The organism is Wolbachia endosymbiont (group A) of Andrena helvola (assembly GCF_964028415.1).
In the GTDB taxonomy this organism is placed as follows: Bacteria; Pseudomonadota; Alphaproteobacteria; order Rickettsiales; family Anaplasmataceae; genus Wolbachia; species Wolbachia pipientis.
The window spans coordinates 1,288,357-1,302,802 of record NZ_OZ034779.1; the positions used below are offsets into that span (position 1 = coordinate 1,288,357).

Sequence of the window (14,446 nt, forward strand, 5' to 3'; positions counted from 1 at the left end):
CAAGTAGCGGGATGACGGTTGTCAGGGTGTCATGAAAGTAGCTGACACTGGAATCCAGAAAAAAAGAAATATGTATCAGCTACTTTCATTTGCTGCGCCTCGAAAATAAACGTTCATGTAGCTAAGCCATAAATCCAGTATAAAGACCTTTAATCATTGGCTTCGTAGTACTTCTCAACCAACTTATTAAGTAACCTTACACCAAAACCTACTGCTCCTCTTGGACAAATGTCAGTACCTTTCTCGTGCCAAGCAGTGCCTGCGATATCTAAATGTGCCCAGCAAGTTTCATTCACAAAACGCTGTAAAAACTGTGCAGCCATTATGCTATCTCCACCAGAGCCTGCAGGAGCGATGTTTTGAACATCAGCAATCGGTGAATCAATAATTTTGTCATAAGTTTCATTCATAGGAAAACGCCATAACTTCTCATTTACTTCATTTCCTGCATCAATCAGACGGTTTGCTAATTCATCATTATTTGAAAAAAGACCAGCATATTCGTTATTTCCAAGTGCAACCACTATAGCACCAGTTAAAGTTGCAAGATCAATCATAAATTTTGGTGAGAATCTATCTTGCGTATACCATAAAGCATCTGCAAGTATGAGCCTTCCTTCTGCATCGGTGTTCAACACTTCTATTGTTTGTCCAGACATTGAAGTTACTACATCACTTGGTCTTTGAGCATTACCACCCACTGCATTTTCTGCAAGTGCGACCACACCGATCGCATTTACTTTTGCTTTTCGTCCTGCTAAAGCATGCATCACCCCAACCACAGTAGCAGAGCCTGCCATGTCATATTTCATTGACTCCATACCACGTGAAGGTTTGAGTGATACTCCACCAGTGTCAAACGTTATACCTTTACCAACAAAAGCTATAGGCTTTTGTTCTTTAGAAGCTCCATTCCATTTTATCACTACTAATTTTGGTTCTTTACTACTTCCTTGTGCAACTCCAAGCAAGGCTCCCATTTTTTTCTCTTCCATCTGCTTTTTATCAAGCACCTCGATTTCAAGGCCAAGCTTAGTAAGTTCTTTTTTTATATGATCAGCATAGGATTCTGGATATAGAATGTTAGGAGGCTCTGTTATAAAAGAGCGCGCAAGGAATATACTCTCACCTTCTTGCCTTAAGTGCTCAAATGATCTTTCAGCATTACTTAATTGTTCATCTTTTACTAATACGGTAATCTCCTCTACCTCTGTAATTTTCTCATCCTTTTTAGTTTTATACTTATCAAACTTAAAACTACGCAGAAACGCACCATATGCAACATTTGCTGCACTACCTTCGATTAAAACCGCTGCTTTTTTAATTTTTAATCTGCTTAGCTCACAATATATTTTACCACCAATATTTAATTCTTTATTTTCATTCCATTCATCCTTCTTACCCAGTCCAACAACTATAACATTTTTTTCTTCTGGCAAAGCAGTAGAGAAAAATTCACCAAAACTTCCATTGAAATCGCTAAATTGCTTTATATTATCTATGACCTGTTTTCCTTGCAAAACTCCGCCATCATTTACGGTTTCGTTGTCTTCAAATAAACCCATTACTATTGTTTTAAAATCGGGCGAAATTTTAGAAATTGTTATTTTCATTGCTGGTATCTCCGTTGCAAATAATTGTAAACTGTACATAAAACATAGCAAAAACATCAGTAAGATATTTTTCATATACATCCTAAGTACAATAACACTTAAGTTTACTATGGACTCCCTTACATGCAAGGTTTTTTATCTTTTATTAGAGAACTTATTATATCCGCCCAAGGTAATGTTAAACGTATAGGTTTTTATGACCTGATCACTGTAAGTAAATGGTGTTATGAGAAGGCTTGCAAGCCCATTACTAACAAAATCTTCAAGAACAGGATCAGCGCAATTATCGCAATTATGGTCAGCAAAAAACATTTGCGTTGTGAATTCTGGAAAATCCGGATGTTGAACTAGAAAGTTGATATGTGGAGCTCTATCACCAATTTTACCAGGTGCTATCGTAATAAAATTATAATAGCCAAGATTATTCACTACAAACCTTCCTGATCCAGCAAAATTCAGATCATCCTCTATATTCTTATCGTAATGGTTCACGCCGCGTGAATTCGCGTGCCATATAGAAACTACAGCATTTTGTATTGGTAAGCAGTTTATATCAGTAATTCTACCCACTATGTGTATTAATTCCCCTATTGCACTATTTGGAGAACCAGGTTTCCTTCTTAAATTGTTTGAAGAGCTAAAATTTTTTGGCCTTGCATCAAGGTCATATATTTCCGGAGTTTTAATGCAGTTGAGCAAAACAGGATCAGCTGCAAATAGCGGCAAACTGAATATCATTTGTACTAAAAGTGCTAACAAGATATTTTTCACATTCATTTCATTTATAATAGACTTCTTGCATAACCATATAACAAACTTTTATTGGAAATAGAAACGAAAAAACTTGCTTGACACCCTTCGCCAGCCCCCTTATCATGAAACTGAAGGTATTCAGTTATCTTCATCTGTGCAGATTAAACAGCAAGAAAACAACGTAGTTGGCGTCTTATTTTTAATTTTTTGCACTATGTGCACCTTATGTCTTCACAATATTTCTAGGTTTTTACCTACACAAGCTGAAACGCGCTATTTAAAACATTAAAAAACGCCAACTTAAAAAATGGATAGTGAATAACTAGCTACCCTAGGGTTTCTTTTGCCTTTTTTTCTGTTTAGTAAATTGTATCCGTTCAGCGGAGTGGTAGAATAAGGTAGACAAAGCAAGATAATAAAGATAATCATAGAGCAAAAGTGAGGTAATGTGGTAAACCTTTTAGAACTTTGCAAAAATTTACAGCAAAAAATAGAAAAACTGAAAGCAGAGATAGAAAACTTAAAAGCAGAAAATAAAGCTTTAAAGATAGAGAACGCTGAATTAAAGGAAAGGCTTGGTTTAAACTCGAAAAATTCATCTCTACCGAGCTCTAAAGAATTGTACAAAACAAAAAAGGACAAGCCAAAAAGCGAAAGGAATGTTGGCGATCAGGTTGGGCATAAAGGAAATTTCCATGCCACAATGGAAGCGGATAAAGTAGTAAAAATAGAGTTGCCTAATATTTGCGAATGCGGAGGAGAGCTTGTAATATGCGAAAAACCTTATGTTCACCAAAAAGTTGATCTTCCGGAAATTAGGCCTTATGTAGTAATTGGAACATGGTCGTTGTTGGAGATGCAGAAAAAGAAAAAGTAGCAAGTTACCAGAAGGTGTTACGCCAGATACATTTGGTCCAAGGGTTAAGTCTATAATTGCAGCACTCAGCGGATTTTACAAAAACTCAAAGCGTGAAGTGGCTAGTATCATAAATGACATTTTTAATTTGAACATAAGTGTTGGCAGCATATCAAATCTTACTATTACCCACAAATATAAATGTACTTATAAATAAAGTATTACAATATTAAAGTTTGCAAATATTGAGGGTATAAAAATGGCAAACGAGAGTAATGAATGGGCTAAAAATGAATTTGGAGATGCTGTACTTGGAGATAAAAGATTAACTGACCGATTAGTAAAGATTGCTGATAGTTTGATAAGTTTACCTGAAAGCTCAATTAATGAGGCATGCGGAAGTTGGTCAGAAGCAAAAGCAGCATAACGTTTTTTTCAAAATGAGAACGTAAAAGAAGTCGATATTCTAGCTTCACACATTGATAAAACAGTTGAAAGAACAAAAGCTCATAAAAGAATTCTTGTGATTCAAGATACAACTTATATTTCATACTCAAGCCATAAGCGGATTGGGAACTATTGCTGGAAAAGGAGCAGTAATGCATACAGCCCTTGCTGTTAGTACGGAAGCTGGGAATACTGGATCAAAAGATTTACTCGAGGCAACTCATTTCTGAAGAAGAAAAAAGACTAAAGAGCCATCGTAACAACGTTCATATTGAGGATAAAGAAAGTATGAAATGGCTAGAAAGTTTAAAGAAAACAAATAATATTATAGATCTGGCCCAAACCGAAGCTATAACTGTATGTGACAGAGAAGCAGATATGCATGATTTTTTTGAACTTGCACATAATCTTAACTCAGCAATTTTAGTAAGAGCTCGCCACAACAGAAATGTAAATAAAAAATTCATGCATACCAGGAACAAGCAAAAATTATGGTCATTTATCCAAGGCCTCCCTTGCGCTGGAAAAGTAGAAGTTGAAATCCCTGCTAGAGATAACAAGCAAAAAAGGACAGCGTTTTTAGAAATTAGATTCGGAAAATTTATCACATGAAGGCCATATAAAATGTAAAGAAGGTCACATAAAATATAAACCGACAGAGTCTACAACTTCACGCAATTCATGTTGTTGAAAAAAACTCTCCTCCCGAAGCAAGTCCTCTAGAGTGGATGCTTTTTTCCGGTCAGTACTTTTGAAGAAGCTGTTGAAAAAGTTAGTTGGTATTGTTTGAGATGGAAAATAGAGATATTGCATAAGATTTTAAAATCTGGTCTCAAAGTTGAGGAATGTAGACTTGGAACAGCAGAAAGATTAATGAGGTATTTAACAGTCATGAGCATTATTGCTTGGAGAATTTTCTTTATTACATCAATTGCAAGAACTAACCCAACATTACTATGTACTGCCTTATTAGCTGAGGAAGAATGGAAAGTTTTATATGTTAAAATACACAGGAAACCATGTCCAAATATAGCCCCTACTATAAAAGAAGCCGTTTCGTGAACTTGGAGGTCATTTAGCAAGAAAAAGCGACCCAAAACCAGGACCAATTACTCTTTGGAAAGGGTGAAGACGTCTCTTTGATCTAGCAGAAGGATGGAGACTTGCTCATGAACCTCATATTTGTGGGTAATAGTAAGGTTTCTAAGGGAGGGAGTAGTAGTAATACTGCTTCCTTACCTGACCAGTTTGCTCGTGATAAAGGTTTTGAGAAACGAGCTCAACTATATGCTGCTAAGGCTTACTCAAGGCAAGCTGATAAATCTGGTAAGTACATTGATTTAAAGAAGGTTTTCTTTATTGCTATCTCTAATTGTAATTTATTTCCTGATAAGCTTGATTATATATCCAGCCACACTATAAGAGATGAGAAAACCAATGAGCATGACTTAAAAGATTTTCAATTTGTATTTATTGAACTACCTAAATTTCCTAAGAATAAGGAAGAACAGCTAGAAAGCATAGTGGATCGTTGGTTATTTTTCTTCAGTGCGACCCGGAAAGCCGTGGTTTTGTGATGGTTAAATTCCATCTTCCCTAGACATCGGGGATAATGTATGTCTCACATTTCAAAGGATGGCAACCTTTGGGATGCAAGCATGAGATAAAAGCAGGTAACACTAAACCTCATGGTGAATCCCTGCAAACAGAGTTAGATATGATTACGAGAGGAACCTATGTTTGAATTGTCGTCAAAGCATAGTATGCGAAAAGAGGTTGAACTACGCATAGACCAAAATGGTACGAAGCAAAAGGGGAACTAAAGATTGAAGACTTTAGTTATTGATGTTCCCAGCTTCCGGCAAATAGTAGGAATCTAAGTTTAACGTGAAACGAAGCTATGGAACGGAGCTATGGAACGGAGTAACCACATAAAAGCTCTTATATTCATTAAATATAAGTAGGTAGCCAACCACAAGCTGCTATGTGGAAGGATTGTTTAAGAAGCTAATGCCCAAAGTAATATCTGGGATATGCAGACGTAAACACTTTAATTTGGAAGGTAAAGTGGTGAATAGTAGTGAATATGTTATGGACCAGCAAAAAGCTAGGTATGAATGGAATGGAATTCCTTGGCGAAAGCTGAAGAAATCTTCATTTAAGCTACAAAAACGAATTTACCAAGCCTCTAAATGTAATGATATCAAAAAGATGCATAATCTTCAAAAATTATTGCTCAAATCAACAAGTGCAAAAACACTCGCTGTTAGGAAAGTAACACAGGACAATAGGGGGAAGAAGACTGCAGGTATTGATGGAAAGGCTAATCTTAATCAAAAAGAAAGATTACAACTATCATATTCTTTAGATATAAAAGAAAAAGCAAAGCCATCAAGACGCGTCTGAATCCCAAAACCTGGTAAGCCATCGGAGCATCGCCCGCTTGGTATACCTACTATATCACAAACACTTGTAAAAATGGCTTTAGAACCAGAATGGGAGGCAAAACTTGAGCCAAACACTTATGGTTTTAGACCTGGTAGATCATGTCATGATGCAATTGAAGCCTTATTTGATGTGCTAAAACAGAAAACAGCATATGTATTAGATGCTGATATTTCTGGATGTTTTGACAATATTAACCATAATAAACTGCTTGAAAACCACACCAACGTTAAAGAAAATCATAAGAAGATGGTTAAGGGCAGGCGTTATGGAAGATGGAAAGTTTCAATCCACAAAACGTGGTACAATTCAAGGAGGCACCGTTGCTAGCTTGTGTTGCATTACACGGATTAGAGCAACATGTCAAAAAAGCATTAACAAACGAACTCTTTCAATGCATGAAAAGAAAATATGGTAGGATATCGCATAAAAACGCGCAAAAGTCTATTAGTGTAATTTTCTACTGTGATGATTTTGTCATCATACATGAAAACGAAGAGATTATTCTTAAAGCAAAAATTTTAGTTGAAGAATGGTTAGAAACCATTGGACTAAAATTAAAGCCCTCCAAAACAAGAATTTCTCATACATTAAGAACCATTGACGAAACAAAACCAGGATTTGATTTTCTTGGATTTTCAATAAGAGGTTGTCCGGAAACTAGTAAATTCAAGCATATTCCCTCTTTAACATAACCCTACTTATAGCTAGGTATATGAAATTCTCAGTGGATGTTGTGAGTAAATCATACTCCTTCGATAGCCTTCTATTCCTATCAACCCAAGCAAAAGTCCTTTCTACAACCCATCTTCTTGGCTGTACTTTAAACCCTTGTTCTCTTGTTGGTAGTAGCTCAGGTGGCGTATCTTTGTGCACCCAAAATCTACATGGGGCCTTTTAACAATTTCAATATCTATGTCATATTCTTCCTTTATGTGATTCTTTAAATTTCTTCCTTGGTATCCCATGTCAGCCCACATTTTTTTAACTTTAGTATATTTTGTTCTCATATTGTTTAATGCTATTTTAATACCATCTCTATCATTTTCGTTAGCAGCGCCTACGTAACAACCTAGTATAAAACCCTGAGTGTCTGTAATTATATGCCTTTTTCTACCCTTTACTTTTTTACTTCCATCATAGCCTTTGATCCCCCCTTTTCTGTAGTCTTTACAGATTGACTATCTACTATACAGGCACTCGGCTGCTCATTCCTTCCTATTTTTCTTCTACTATATTTTGTAATTTCATAATTCATTTTCTCAAAAATTCCCTGCTTCTTCCATTGCCTGAACTGCTCATACACAGTCTTCCATAGCGGAAAATCATTTGGTAAATACCGCCATTGACACCCTGTACGCAATACATAGAAAATTGCTTCTAATATTTCTCTTTTGCTATACTTTGGCGGCCTTCCTCCTTTCTTGTATGATACTCTGAAGTGTTTTTCTATTCTTGCCCATTCCCTTTCGCTTAGATCTGTTGGATACTTTTTTCTCATCTTTACCCCGTACTAAAATTTCAGATATTATAGCCTTTTACTTGTTTCCGGACAACCTCTAAGACAATATCCAACAAAAGAAAGTAAAAAAGGTTACACATTATTAATAAAACCAAGTCGTAATTCTATAAAGCAGCATACATTTGCTATTAAACATAAACTTAGAGAAATGCGTGGGGCGCCACAGGAAGTAATAATAAGGAATCTCAATCCAATAAACAGAGGATGGAGTCAATATTACTCTTCGGTAGTTTCATGTAAAATCTTTAGCTCATTGGATAATACTATACATAGAAAGCTCTGGAAGTGGGCAGTCTTTAGGCACCCAAACAAAGGGAAATGCTGGATAAAAAGAAAATACTTTAAAAAGTATAATAACGATAACTGGCGTTTTATGACAAGTAACAAGATACATCTTATTATACACAGCGATCATGTTATTAAACGACATATCAAAGTGCAAAAAACCAGATCTCCATATGATGGTGATTGGGTATATTGGGGTAATCGTCTTAGAGAAATACCAGATAAGCCATCGAGAGTAATAAAACTATTGAAGTTACAACAAAGTAAATGCGGTAATTGTAGACTATGGTTTGAAAGTGATGATATAATAGAAATACATCATAAAGACCGGAATAGACGAAACAATATGATCAAAAATTTATCTTTGTTACATGGGCATTGTCACGATGAATTACACAGGAGGTGTGCATGACAAGCACCAAATTAGAGAGAAGCCGTATGAGGCGCAAAGTCTCACGTACGGTTTTGAAGTCGAGTGAGGAGGGGCGACCTTCTTCACTTAGACAACAGTATGCAGATGAAACTACAGATGAAGACCTAAGGCAATTGTAAGTTAAAAACGTGATATAAAAGAGATAAGAGAGAAAGATAACCCTGCTCACTAGGAATAGCGGGCGTGCGCGACCGAAAGGAAATTGGTATTACAACCGTTGGTATCAAGGTACGCTAGCCCTATCTCTCGATACGTTTGAATAGTTGCTTGGGACATATATATGCACCCGTTTACAATCTTAAATTAACTAAAACTATCGAGGTTTATTATGGTTACATCTTATCAAAATTTTATTGGCATTGACATCGGAAAATTTAAAAATGTCGTTGCAATTCACAAACAGAAGAATGCTGTCGAATTTGATAATAATGCTTCTGGTTGGCAACAATTATTTCAAGAGTTTTCAGATATTCTACCTAATGCTTTAGTGACTTTAGAAAATACAGGGAAATATGAGCTTGGCTTATCACATTTTCTTACCGACAAAAATATTGCCGTGCATCGAGCTAATACTCGTAAAGTAAAAAGCTTTATTTTATCTCACGGAACTTTAGCAAAGTCTAGATGCAAGAGCTCTTGCTCAATATGGATTTGAACGCCATAGAACTATCTCTCTATTTGTACCTACCTCTACAGAACAATCAACTTTGGCTGCACTTTGTCAACGTCGTGATGATATTACGCAAATGAGAACTCAAGAAAAATGCAGACTTGAAGCACCGGAAAATGATCATATAAAAGAAAGCTGTCAAAAGACCATTGAGTTTTTCGATAGTCAAATAAACGAACTCAATGATACTATACAAAAGATTATTGATGAAAGCCGCGAATTACAACAACGCCAAAAAATTCTTAAAACAGTTCCTGGAATAGGTAAAAAGTTATCACAAGATTTTTTGTGTTTAATGCCAGAGCTTGGTTACTTAAATAGAAAAGAAGTAGCAAGTCTTGCCGGAGTTGCACCGCATCCAAAAGAAAGTGGTAAAGCTGTTGGTTACCGAAGGATTACAGGTGGTAGAAGTAACGTTCGTTCAAAGCTCTTTACAGCCGCTATGGCTGCTACAAGGTCAAAATCTATACTTGGCGCCTTTTATTCTAAGCTTGTTGAAAGTGGTAAGAAGAAGATGGTGGCTATAACAGCCCTAATGCGTAAAATTATAGTAATTGCTAATACAAGACTTAAAGAAGCAATTAATTTGCATACTTAAAAATCTTCACAACGGTAACTGAAATTGGCTAATGAATATGTGCGTCCACACAGACTTAAAGCACATATTCATTAGCTTAAGCAGAAATTGCTGTGGTAGCTGTTTGATATAAAATTCTATTTCTATGACAAACGGGTTTTTATTGCCCATATAATTTGCAAAATTACACAAATAAAAAAATTTTTAAAAAACATAGTTGATAGCAGAAAAAGCACCAATAATAAAGTTAGCCTACGATGAATTAGACAGGTTTAGCTGGAATGAAAAAGATTTAGTAGCATATGAAGAAAGAATAATGGATCTGCGGAAAGAAGAAGCCATTCTTGAATACAAACTTGAGGAAGGTATAGAGAAAGGAAAAATCGAAGTTGCAAAAAATTTACTTAAAGCTGGTGTATCTGTTAATTTAATAGCTGAATCCACTGGCCTTTCTCAAGCTGAAATTGTACAGCTTAAGCAAGAAGTGGCCTAAGTATCACGTTTTTCAGGGCTTTTTTAGCTCGGCAGTGGTCTGAAAAGTCCATTTTTCACTTTATAAAATGTTTATATTTTACCACCTACTTTATTTGAATAAGTTCTTCTGCCACACTCTGAACGGATACTTGAATCAGGCTCAAGTTGACAAGTAGATGTTATCTTGTTATAATAAATATTTATTAATTTAATCTTAACTTAAGAGGGTATTTATGGTAGCAAGCGATAGTGTTTTAAAAAGGTATGCGTTAGCCTATATAAAGAAATTAGGTAATAATAATAATATTGAAGGGTTTCTACAGTATTGTAATAATACACCGAATTTAACTTGGAGCAAGGAGAATTTTAAAAATGTGTATGAAGAATTTACACATCCAAATTCAAGCAATAGGCACGATACAGGAAGCAGAAATGATCAATATAACGCAGGGAATAACGCACAACCTACAGGCTCTCAGATTACACATATACATGTACACAATAGAGGTTTAGACTTTTGGGATTATTTGCTATTACAATGCTGGATGGATTCTTTATTCGGTGGACGTGGTCACACTACGGTTAATAATATAACGAATATTAACAATGGTAATACCACTCATCAAGGGAGAAAAGAGAATAAAAAAGAATCAGAAGACAGTAGAAAGCTATTAGCTTTGGGTATAGTAGCTGCAGTTGTGTGTGTTGCTTTCCATGCTGGTATGTGTTTTTGGTATAACAGCAGCAGAAAAGTGGCTAGAAAAGAAGAAAAAATAGATTACCTGGATAGTAAATTTAAAACGTTCAGAAATATAGAATTTGCGGTTGGCGTTGTTTCTTTGGCAGCTTTGGTAGCTTGTGCTGTTTACCCAGTCTTACCAGTGTGGGGTTTAGCTATCCTTGGCGTTAATTCTCTCGTATGTTTTGCTGGTGGTTTAGCTTTTCATATGAAGCATGAGGAAGAATCAGAAAATATCGAGAAAGCTAAAGGAGCGGTAGATAGCTGTCTTAGACAAGGGCATGGTTATGGAGATTCTTCTCGTTATGATGCACCACCTCCTTACTTTTCTCAAGATCCTAATACTACTCCAACTGCTCCTCCTTGTAGTGAATTTGATAATTCTAATGCGAAACGGCAGTTTGAGAATTGTGAGGGGTTCACGTATGATAGAAATCAATAGTTTTATTTTTAGCCAAATTAATTGAATCAAGCCACAAAATCTGCTAAAGTTAACTTTATGAAAGCACCCTTAGCTCAGTTGGATTAGAGCATTTGACTACGGATCAAAAGGTCGGGCGTTCAAGTCGCTCAGGGTGCACCACATTTTATAGGAAACAGAAGTCACACTTGAAATTAATATATGTAATACCTATCTTTAAAGGTTAAGCACTAAACTATTATATATGAGCAAAAAAGACTACTATGATCTGCTGGAAGTAGGCAGAAATGCCAGTATTGATGAGATAAAAAAAGCGTATAAAAAATTAGCGTTAAAATATCATCCTGATAGAAATCCTGGCAATCAAGAAGCAGAGGAAAAATTTAAAGAAGTAACAGCTGCATATGAAGTTCTGTCTGACTCTGAGAAAAGAGCAGGCTATGACCGTTATGGCCACGAAGGTGCTTCTGGTGGATTTCAAGGCTTTAGCTCTGCAGGAGATTTTAGCGACATATTCAATGACTTCTTTGGTGGAGGATTCGGTGGTGGTGCAAGTAGATCGAGAGCAAAAAGAAGTACAACAGGAGTATCTGGAGCAGACCTACGTTATGATCTTGAAATTACCTTAGAAGATGCATTTAAAGGAATACAAGCGCCTATACATTATGTGACAAATGTAAAATGTGATACATGCCAAGGCACAGGTGGCGAAGGAGCAATTAAACCAGTTCAGTGCCACACATGCCAGGGAAGCGGTAGGATTAGAACTCAACAAGGCTTTTTTACCATCGAAAGAACATGTACTACATGCTATGGGGAAGGAGAAATAATACAAAACAAATGTAAGAAATGTGGTGGAAGTGGACGTAGAAGAGATGAAGTAAATATATCCGTTTCAATTCCAAAAGGCATAGAAGAAGGAGCTAAGGTAAGGATAAGTGGTAAAGGAGAAGCTGGAACAAAAGGTGGAAAAAGTGGAGATTTATACGTATACGTGAAAATAATTTTCCATAAAATCTTTGCTAGAAATAAAGCAGATTTACACTGTAAAGTGCCTATAAGAATGACACTAGCAGTGCTTGGTGGTGAAATCGATATTCAATCAATTGATGGAGCTAAAATAAAAGTAAAGGTCCCTGAAGGCACTCAAACTGGTACCAAACTACGTTGTAGGGAAAAGGGTATGCCATATATGAACTCACATGCTCGTGGTGATTTATATGTACAGGTAATAGTTGAGACTTTAAATCCAAAAAATTTAACTAAAAAGCAAATTGAACTATTAAAAGCGCTTGAAGAAGAGGAAAATGCAAGTGTACAACAGCAATCTGAAGGGTTTTTTAGTAAAGTAAAAAAAAAATAAGAAATCTGCTAAATGACATAAAGGGGTAACTGTTTACGGGTTTTCATTTAATCCTGCAATTCTTTGACCTTATTAATGGAAAACTTAACAATAGTGTTATTATTAGCCAACAGAAACTTCTTAGTTCCTTAAAACTATGTAAAAGCAATAAATTTCTTTATTTAAGGTCGAAGTTTTGCTATTCTCAGGTTTTAATAATTTAAATTTAATGAATATAAACAAAAATGAGTTTTTATTTCTTCCGCTTGGGGGAGTAGGAAGAATCGGGATGAATGTTAGCCTATATCATTACCAAGGTAAGTGGATTATGATCGACCTTGGTGTTGGTTTTGCAGATGAAACTATGCCAGGTGTTGAGCTGCTCATTGCTGATATAGATTTTATTGCTCAAAGAAAAAAAGATTTACTTGGAATAATAATTACACATGCACATGAGGACCACTGCGGTGCAGTGCCCCACTTGTGGGAAGAGTTGCAGTGCTCCATATATACAACAAAGTTTACGGTTAATTTTCTTAAAGAGAAACTAAAAGAATTTCGATTGGAAGGTATAGTGCCTGTGAAAGAGGTAGACATAAATGGCAGCATAAATTTGGGTCCTTTTACCGTCGAGTTTATAAATGTAACTCATTCAATTCCTGAGGCAAATTCAATATTAATTAGCACTGAAATGGGTAGTGCACTCCATACCGGAGACTGGAAATTTGATCCAAAACCTGTTGTTGGATTAACTTCTAATATGGAGCGTCTAAAAGAAATTGGCGATAAAGGTGACCTGCTTGCAGCAATTTGCGATTCAACCAATATATTAAGCAAGCATCACCCTGAGTCAGAAGGTGAAATTTATAATAATATTTATAACATAATAAAGCGGTCTAAAAAATTAGTTGCTGTTTCGCTATTCGCTTCAAATGTGGCACGAATTGAAACGATAAGCCAAGCTGCAAAAGCACTAAATAGAAAAGTAGTTTTACTTGGTAGATCTTTATGGAGAATAGTGAAAGTTGCGCAAGATAGTGGTTATTTAACTGATTCTCCTCAGTTTCTTGAAGCAAAGGAAGCAGTAAATTTTCCAAGGGAAGAACTGGTGCTACTTTGCACAGGTTGTCAAGGTGAGCCACTGGCAGCTACCGCAAGACTTGCTGCTAAGAGTCATCAAGCATTTAAAATGCAGCAAGGTGATACCATGATCTTTTCGTCAAAAATCATTCCTGGAAATGAAACTCGTGCGCACAACATGCTCAATGCCTTTATTGAGATGGGGGTAGAAGTTATTACTGAAAAAACAGAGCATGTTCATGCTTCTGGGCATCCAACAAGAGAAGAGCTAAAGGAAATGTATTCTTTAATAAAACCGAAGATGTCTATTCCAGTTCACGGCGAATATATTCACACGCATGCACATGTAAAATTTGCTAAAGAGTGCGGTGTGGCAAAAGCAATAATGATTGCACCAGGTGATATTGTTAATTTGGAGAACGGAGAAAAGGTTGATTCAATTGATGTTGACTACTTTGGTATTGATGGTATGTTGCTACGTCATCCGGAGAGCAGTGTTATAAAAATGCGTAAAAGAATGAGAGATGCCGGAGTTATTGTGGTAACAGCAGTTGTAAACAAGAAAAATAAATTGCTTGCTAAACCAAAAGTATTTGTACCTGGTGTTTTTGAAGTGCTAGAAGATGCAGCTACCATACAGAAAATTGTCAAGAAAGTTGAGTCGTTGTTTAGTTTGCAGCCAACAAAAAAAATTAAAAATAAGATTGAAAGTTCAATATTGAGTATCTTAAAGGAATATTTACTAAAAAGGCCTATAATTGAGGTTCAGATAGAACAGGTATGAAATGA

At 35.9% G+C, this 14,446-nt stretch carries 11 protein-coding genes, 1 tRNA gene and 6 pseudogenes; 14 read left to right on the forward strand and 4 right to left on the reverse strand.

Features of this window, described 5'->3' with window-relative positions; translation table 11 throughout:
- Positions 1–149: 149 nt before the first annotated feature.
- The 3 genes from ABWU73_RS06730 to ABWU73_RS06740 form a co-directional block, all read right to left on the reverse strand.
- Complete coding sequence (locus tag ABWU73_RS06730; protein ID WP_233395611.1) at positions 150–1,613, reverse strand: leucyl aminopeptidase; 1,464 nt, start codon at positions 1,611–1,613, stop codon at positions 150–152.
- A gap of 135 nt (positions 1,614–1,748) precedes the next feature.
- The gene (locus tag ABWU73_RS06735; RefSeq protein ID WP_010962336.1) at positions 1,749–2,390 is read right to left on the reverse strand and encodes a protocatechuate 3,4-dioxygenase; all 642 of its coding nucleotides are present in this window, start codon (positions 2,388–2,390) and stop codon (positions 1,749–1,751) included.
- Between the two features lie 5 nt (positions 2,391–2,395).
- Positions 2,396–2,518, reverse strand: coding sequence for a hypothetical protein (locus tag ABWU73_RS06740; protein WP_255322264.1), 123 nt, complete (start codon positions 2,516–2,518; stop codon positions 2,396–2,398).
- A gap of 296 nt (positions 2,519–2,814) precedes the next feature.
- Between ABWU73_RS06740 and ABWU73_RS06745 the strand changes: the two are divergent.
- The 6 genes and pseudogenes from ABWU73_RS06745 to ABWU73_RS06770 form a co-directional block, all read left to right on the forward strand.
- Positions 2,815–3,427, forward strand: a pseudogene (locus ABWU73_RS06745) (DUF6444 domain-containing protein); the annotation flags it as partial.
- A gap of 54 nt (positions 3,428–3,481) precedes the next feature.
- Positions 3,482–4,861 (forward strand): annotated as a pseudogene (locus tag ABWU73_RS06750) (IS4 family transposase).
- Between the two features lie 7 nt (positions 4,862–4,868).
- Positions 4,869–5,216 (forward strand): annotated as a pseudogene (locus ABWU73_RS06755) (PD-(D/E)XK nuclease family transposase); the annotation flags it as partial.
- Positions 5,217–5,679: 463 nt separating this feature from the next.
- On the forward strand, positions 5,680–6,075 hold the full coding sequence (locus ABWU73_RS06760) for a reverse transcriptase N-terminal domain-containing protein (RefSeq protein WP_264329422.1): 396 nt from the start codon (positions 5,680–5,682) through the stop codon (positions 6,073–6,075).
- A 51-nt stretch (positions 6,076–6,126) separates the two neighbouring features.
- Positions 6,127–6,444, forward strand: coding sequence for a reverse transcriptase/maturase family protein (locus ABWU73_RS06765; RefSeq protein WP_265017874.1), 318 nt, complete (start codon positions 6,127–6,129; stop codon positions 6,442–6,444).
- Positions 6,438–6,809 carry a reverse transcriptase domain-containing protein gene (locus tag ABWU73_RS06770; RefSeq protein WP_220468192.1) on the forward strand — a complete coding sequence of 124 codons (372 nt, stop codon included), beginning with the start codon at positions 6,438–6,440 and terminating at the stop codon, positions 6,807–6,809. Before ABWU73_RS06765 ends, ABWU73_RS06770 begins: the two co-directional genes overlap by 7 nt.
- Here ABWU73_RS06770 and ABWU73_RS06775 read toward each other — a convergent pair.
- Positions 6,784–7,615: pseudogene (locus tag ABWU73_RS06775) on the reverse strand (IS5-like element ISWpi1 family transposase). The gene ABWU73_RS06770 and the pseudogene ABWU73_RS06775 sit on opposite strands and share 26 nt — an antisense overlap.
- A gap of 169 nt (positions 7,616–7,784) precedes the next feature.
- Here ABWU73_RS06775 and ABWU73_RS06780 point away from each other — a divergent pair.
- From ABWU73_RS06780 to ABWU73_RS06815, 8 genes and pseudogenes are all read left to right on the forward strand, one after another.
- On the forward strand, positions 7,785–8,333 hold the full coding sequence (locus ABWU73_RS06780) for a group II intron maturase-specific domain-containing protein (protein WP_182282776.1): 549 nt from the start codon (positions 7,785–7,787) through the stop codon (positions 8,331–8,333).
- Positions 8,330–8,473, forward strand: a complete 144-nt coding sequence (locus ABWU73_RS06785; protein WP_264329424.1) for a hypothetical protein — start codon at positions 8,330–8,332, stop codon at positions 8,471–8,473. The genes ABWU73_RS06780 and ABWU73_RS06785 overlap by 4 nt, the downstream gene beginning before the upstream one ends.
- A 209-nt stretch (positions 8,474–8,682) precedes the next feature.
- Positions 8,683–9,622: pseudogene (locus tag ABWU73_RS06790) on the forward strand (IS110 family transposase).
- A 199-nt stretch (positions 9,623–9,821) separates the two neighbouring features.
- Positions 9,822–10,094: pseudogene (locus tag ABWU73_RS06795) on the forward strand (hypothetical protein); the annotation flags it as partial.
- A gap of 214 nt (positions 10,095–10,308) precedes the next feature.
- On the forward strand, positions 10,309–11,256 hold the full coding sequence (locus tag ABWU73_RS06800; RefSeq protein ID WP_264329628.1) for a hypothetical protein: 948 nt from the start codon (positions 10,309–10,311) through the stop codon (positions 11,254–11,256).
- Between the two features lie 63 nt (positions 11,257–11,319).
- Positions 11,320–11,397: transfer RNA gene (locus ABWU73_RS06805), tRNA-Arg, on the forward strand.
- 82 nt (positions 11,398–11,479) lie between these two features.
- Positions 11,480–12,598: a molecular chaperone DnaJ gene (gene dnaJ, locus ABWU73_RS06810; RefSeq protein WP_012673045.1), complete on the forward strand. Its 1,119-nt coding sequence runs from the start codon at positions 11,480–11,482 to the stop codon at positions 12,596–12,598.
- Positions 12,599–12,806: 208 nt separating this feature from the next.
- Positions 12,807–14,441, forward strand: a complete 1,635-nt coding sequence (locus ABWU73_RS06815) for a ribonuclease J (RefSeq protein ID WP_012673044.1) — start codon at positions 12,807–12,809, stop codon at positions 14,439–14,441.
- Positions 14,442–14,446: the final 5 nt, after the last annotated feature.

Bases quoted from the DNA above. Each gene is read 5' to 3' on its own strand.
- ABWU73_RS06785 (WP_264329424.1), top strand. From the start codon at position 8,330: ATGACAAGCACCAAATTAGAGAGAAGCCGTATGAGGCGCAAAGTCTCA.
- ABWU73_RS06780 (WP_182282776.1), top strand. From the start codon at position 7,785: ATGCGTGGGGCGCCACAGGAAGTAATAATAAGGAATCTCAATCCAATA.
- ABWU73_RS06815 (WP_012673044.1), top strand. From the start codon at position 12,807: ATGAATATAAACAAAAATGAGTTTTTATTTCTTCCGCTTGGGGGAGTA.
- ABWU73_RS06800 (WP_264329628.1), top strand. From the start codon at position 10,309: ATGGTAGCAAGCGATAGTGTTTTAAAAAGGTATGCGTTAGCCTATATA.
- ABWU73_RS06740 (WP_255322264.1), bottom strand. From the start codon at position 2,518: ATGAAGATAACTGAATACCTTCAGTTTCATGATAAGGGGGCTGGCGAA.
- ABWU73_RS06760 (WP_264329422.1), top strand. From the start codon at position 5,680: ATGCCCAAAGTAATATCTGGGATATGCAGACGTAAACACTTTAATTTG.
- ABWU73_RS06730 (WP_233395611.1), bottom strand. From the start codon at position 1,613: ATGAAAATAACAATTTCTAAAATTTCGCCCGATTTTAAAACAATAGTA.
- dnaJ (WP_012673045.1), top strand. From the start codon at position 11,480: ATGAGCAAAAAAGACTACTATGATCTGCTGGAAGTAGGCAGAAATGCC.
- ABWU73_RS06735 (WP_010962336.1), bottom strand. From the start codon at position 2,390: ATGAATGTGAAAAATATCTTGTTAGCACTTTTAGTACAAATGATATTC.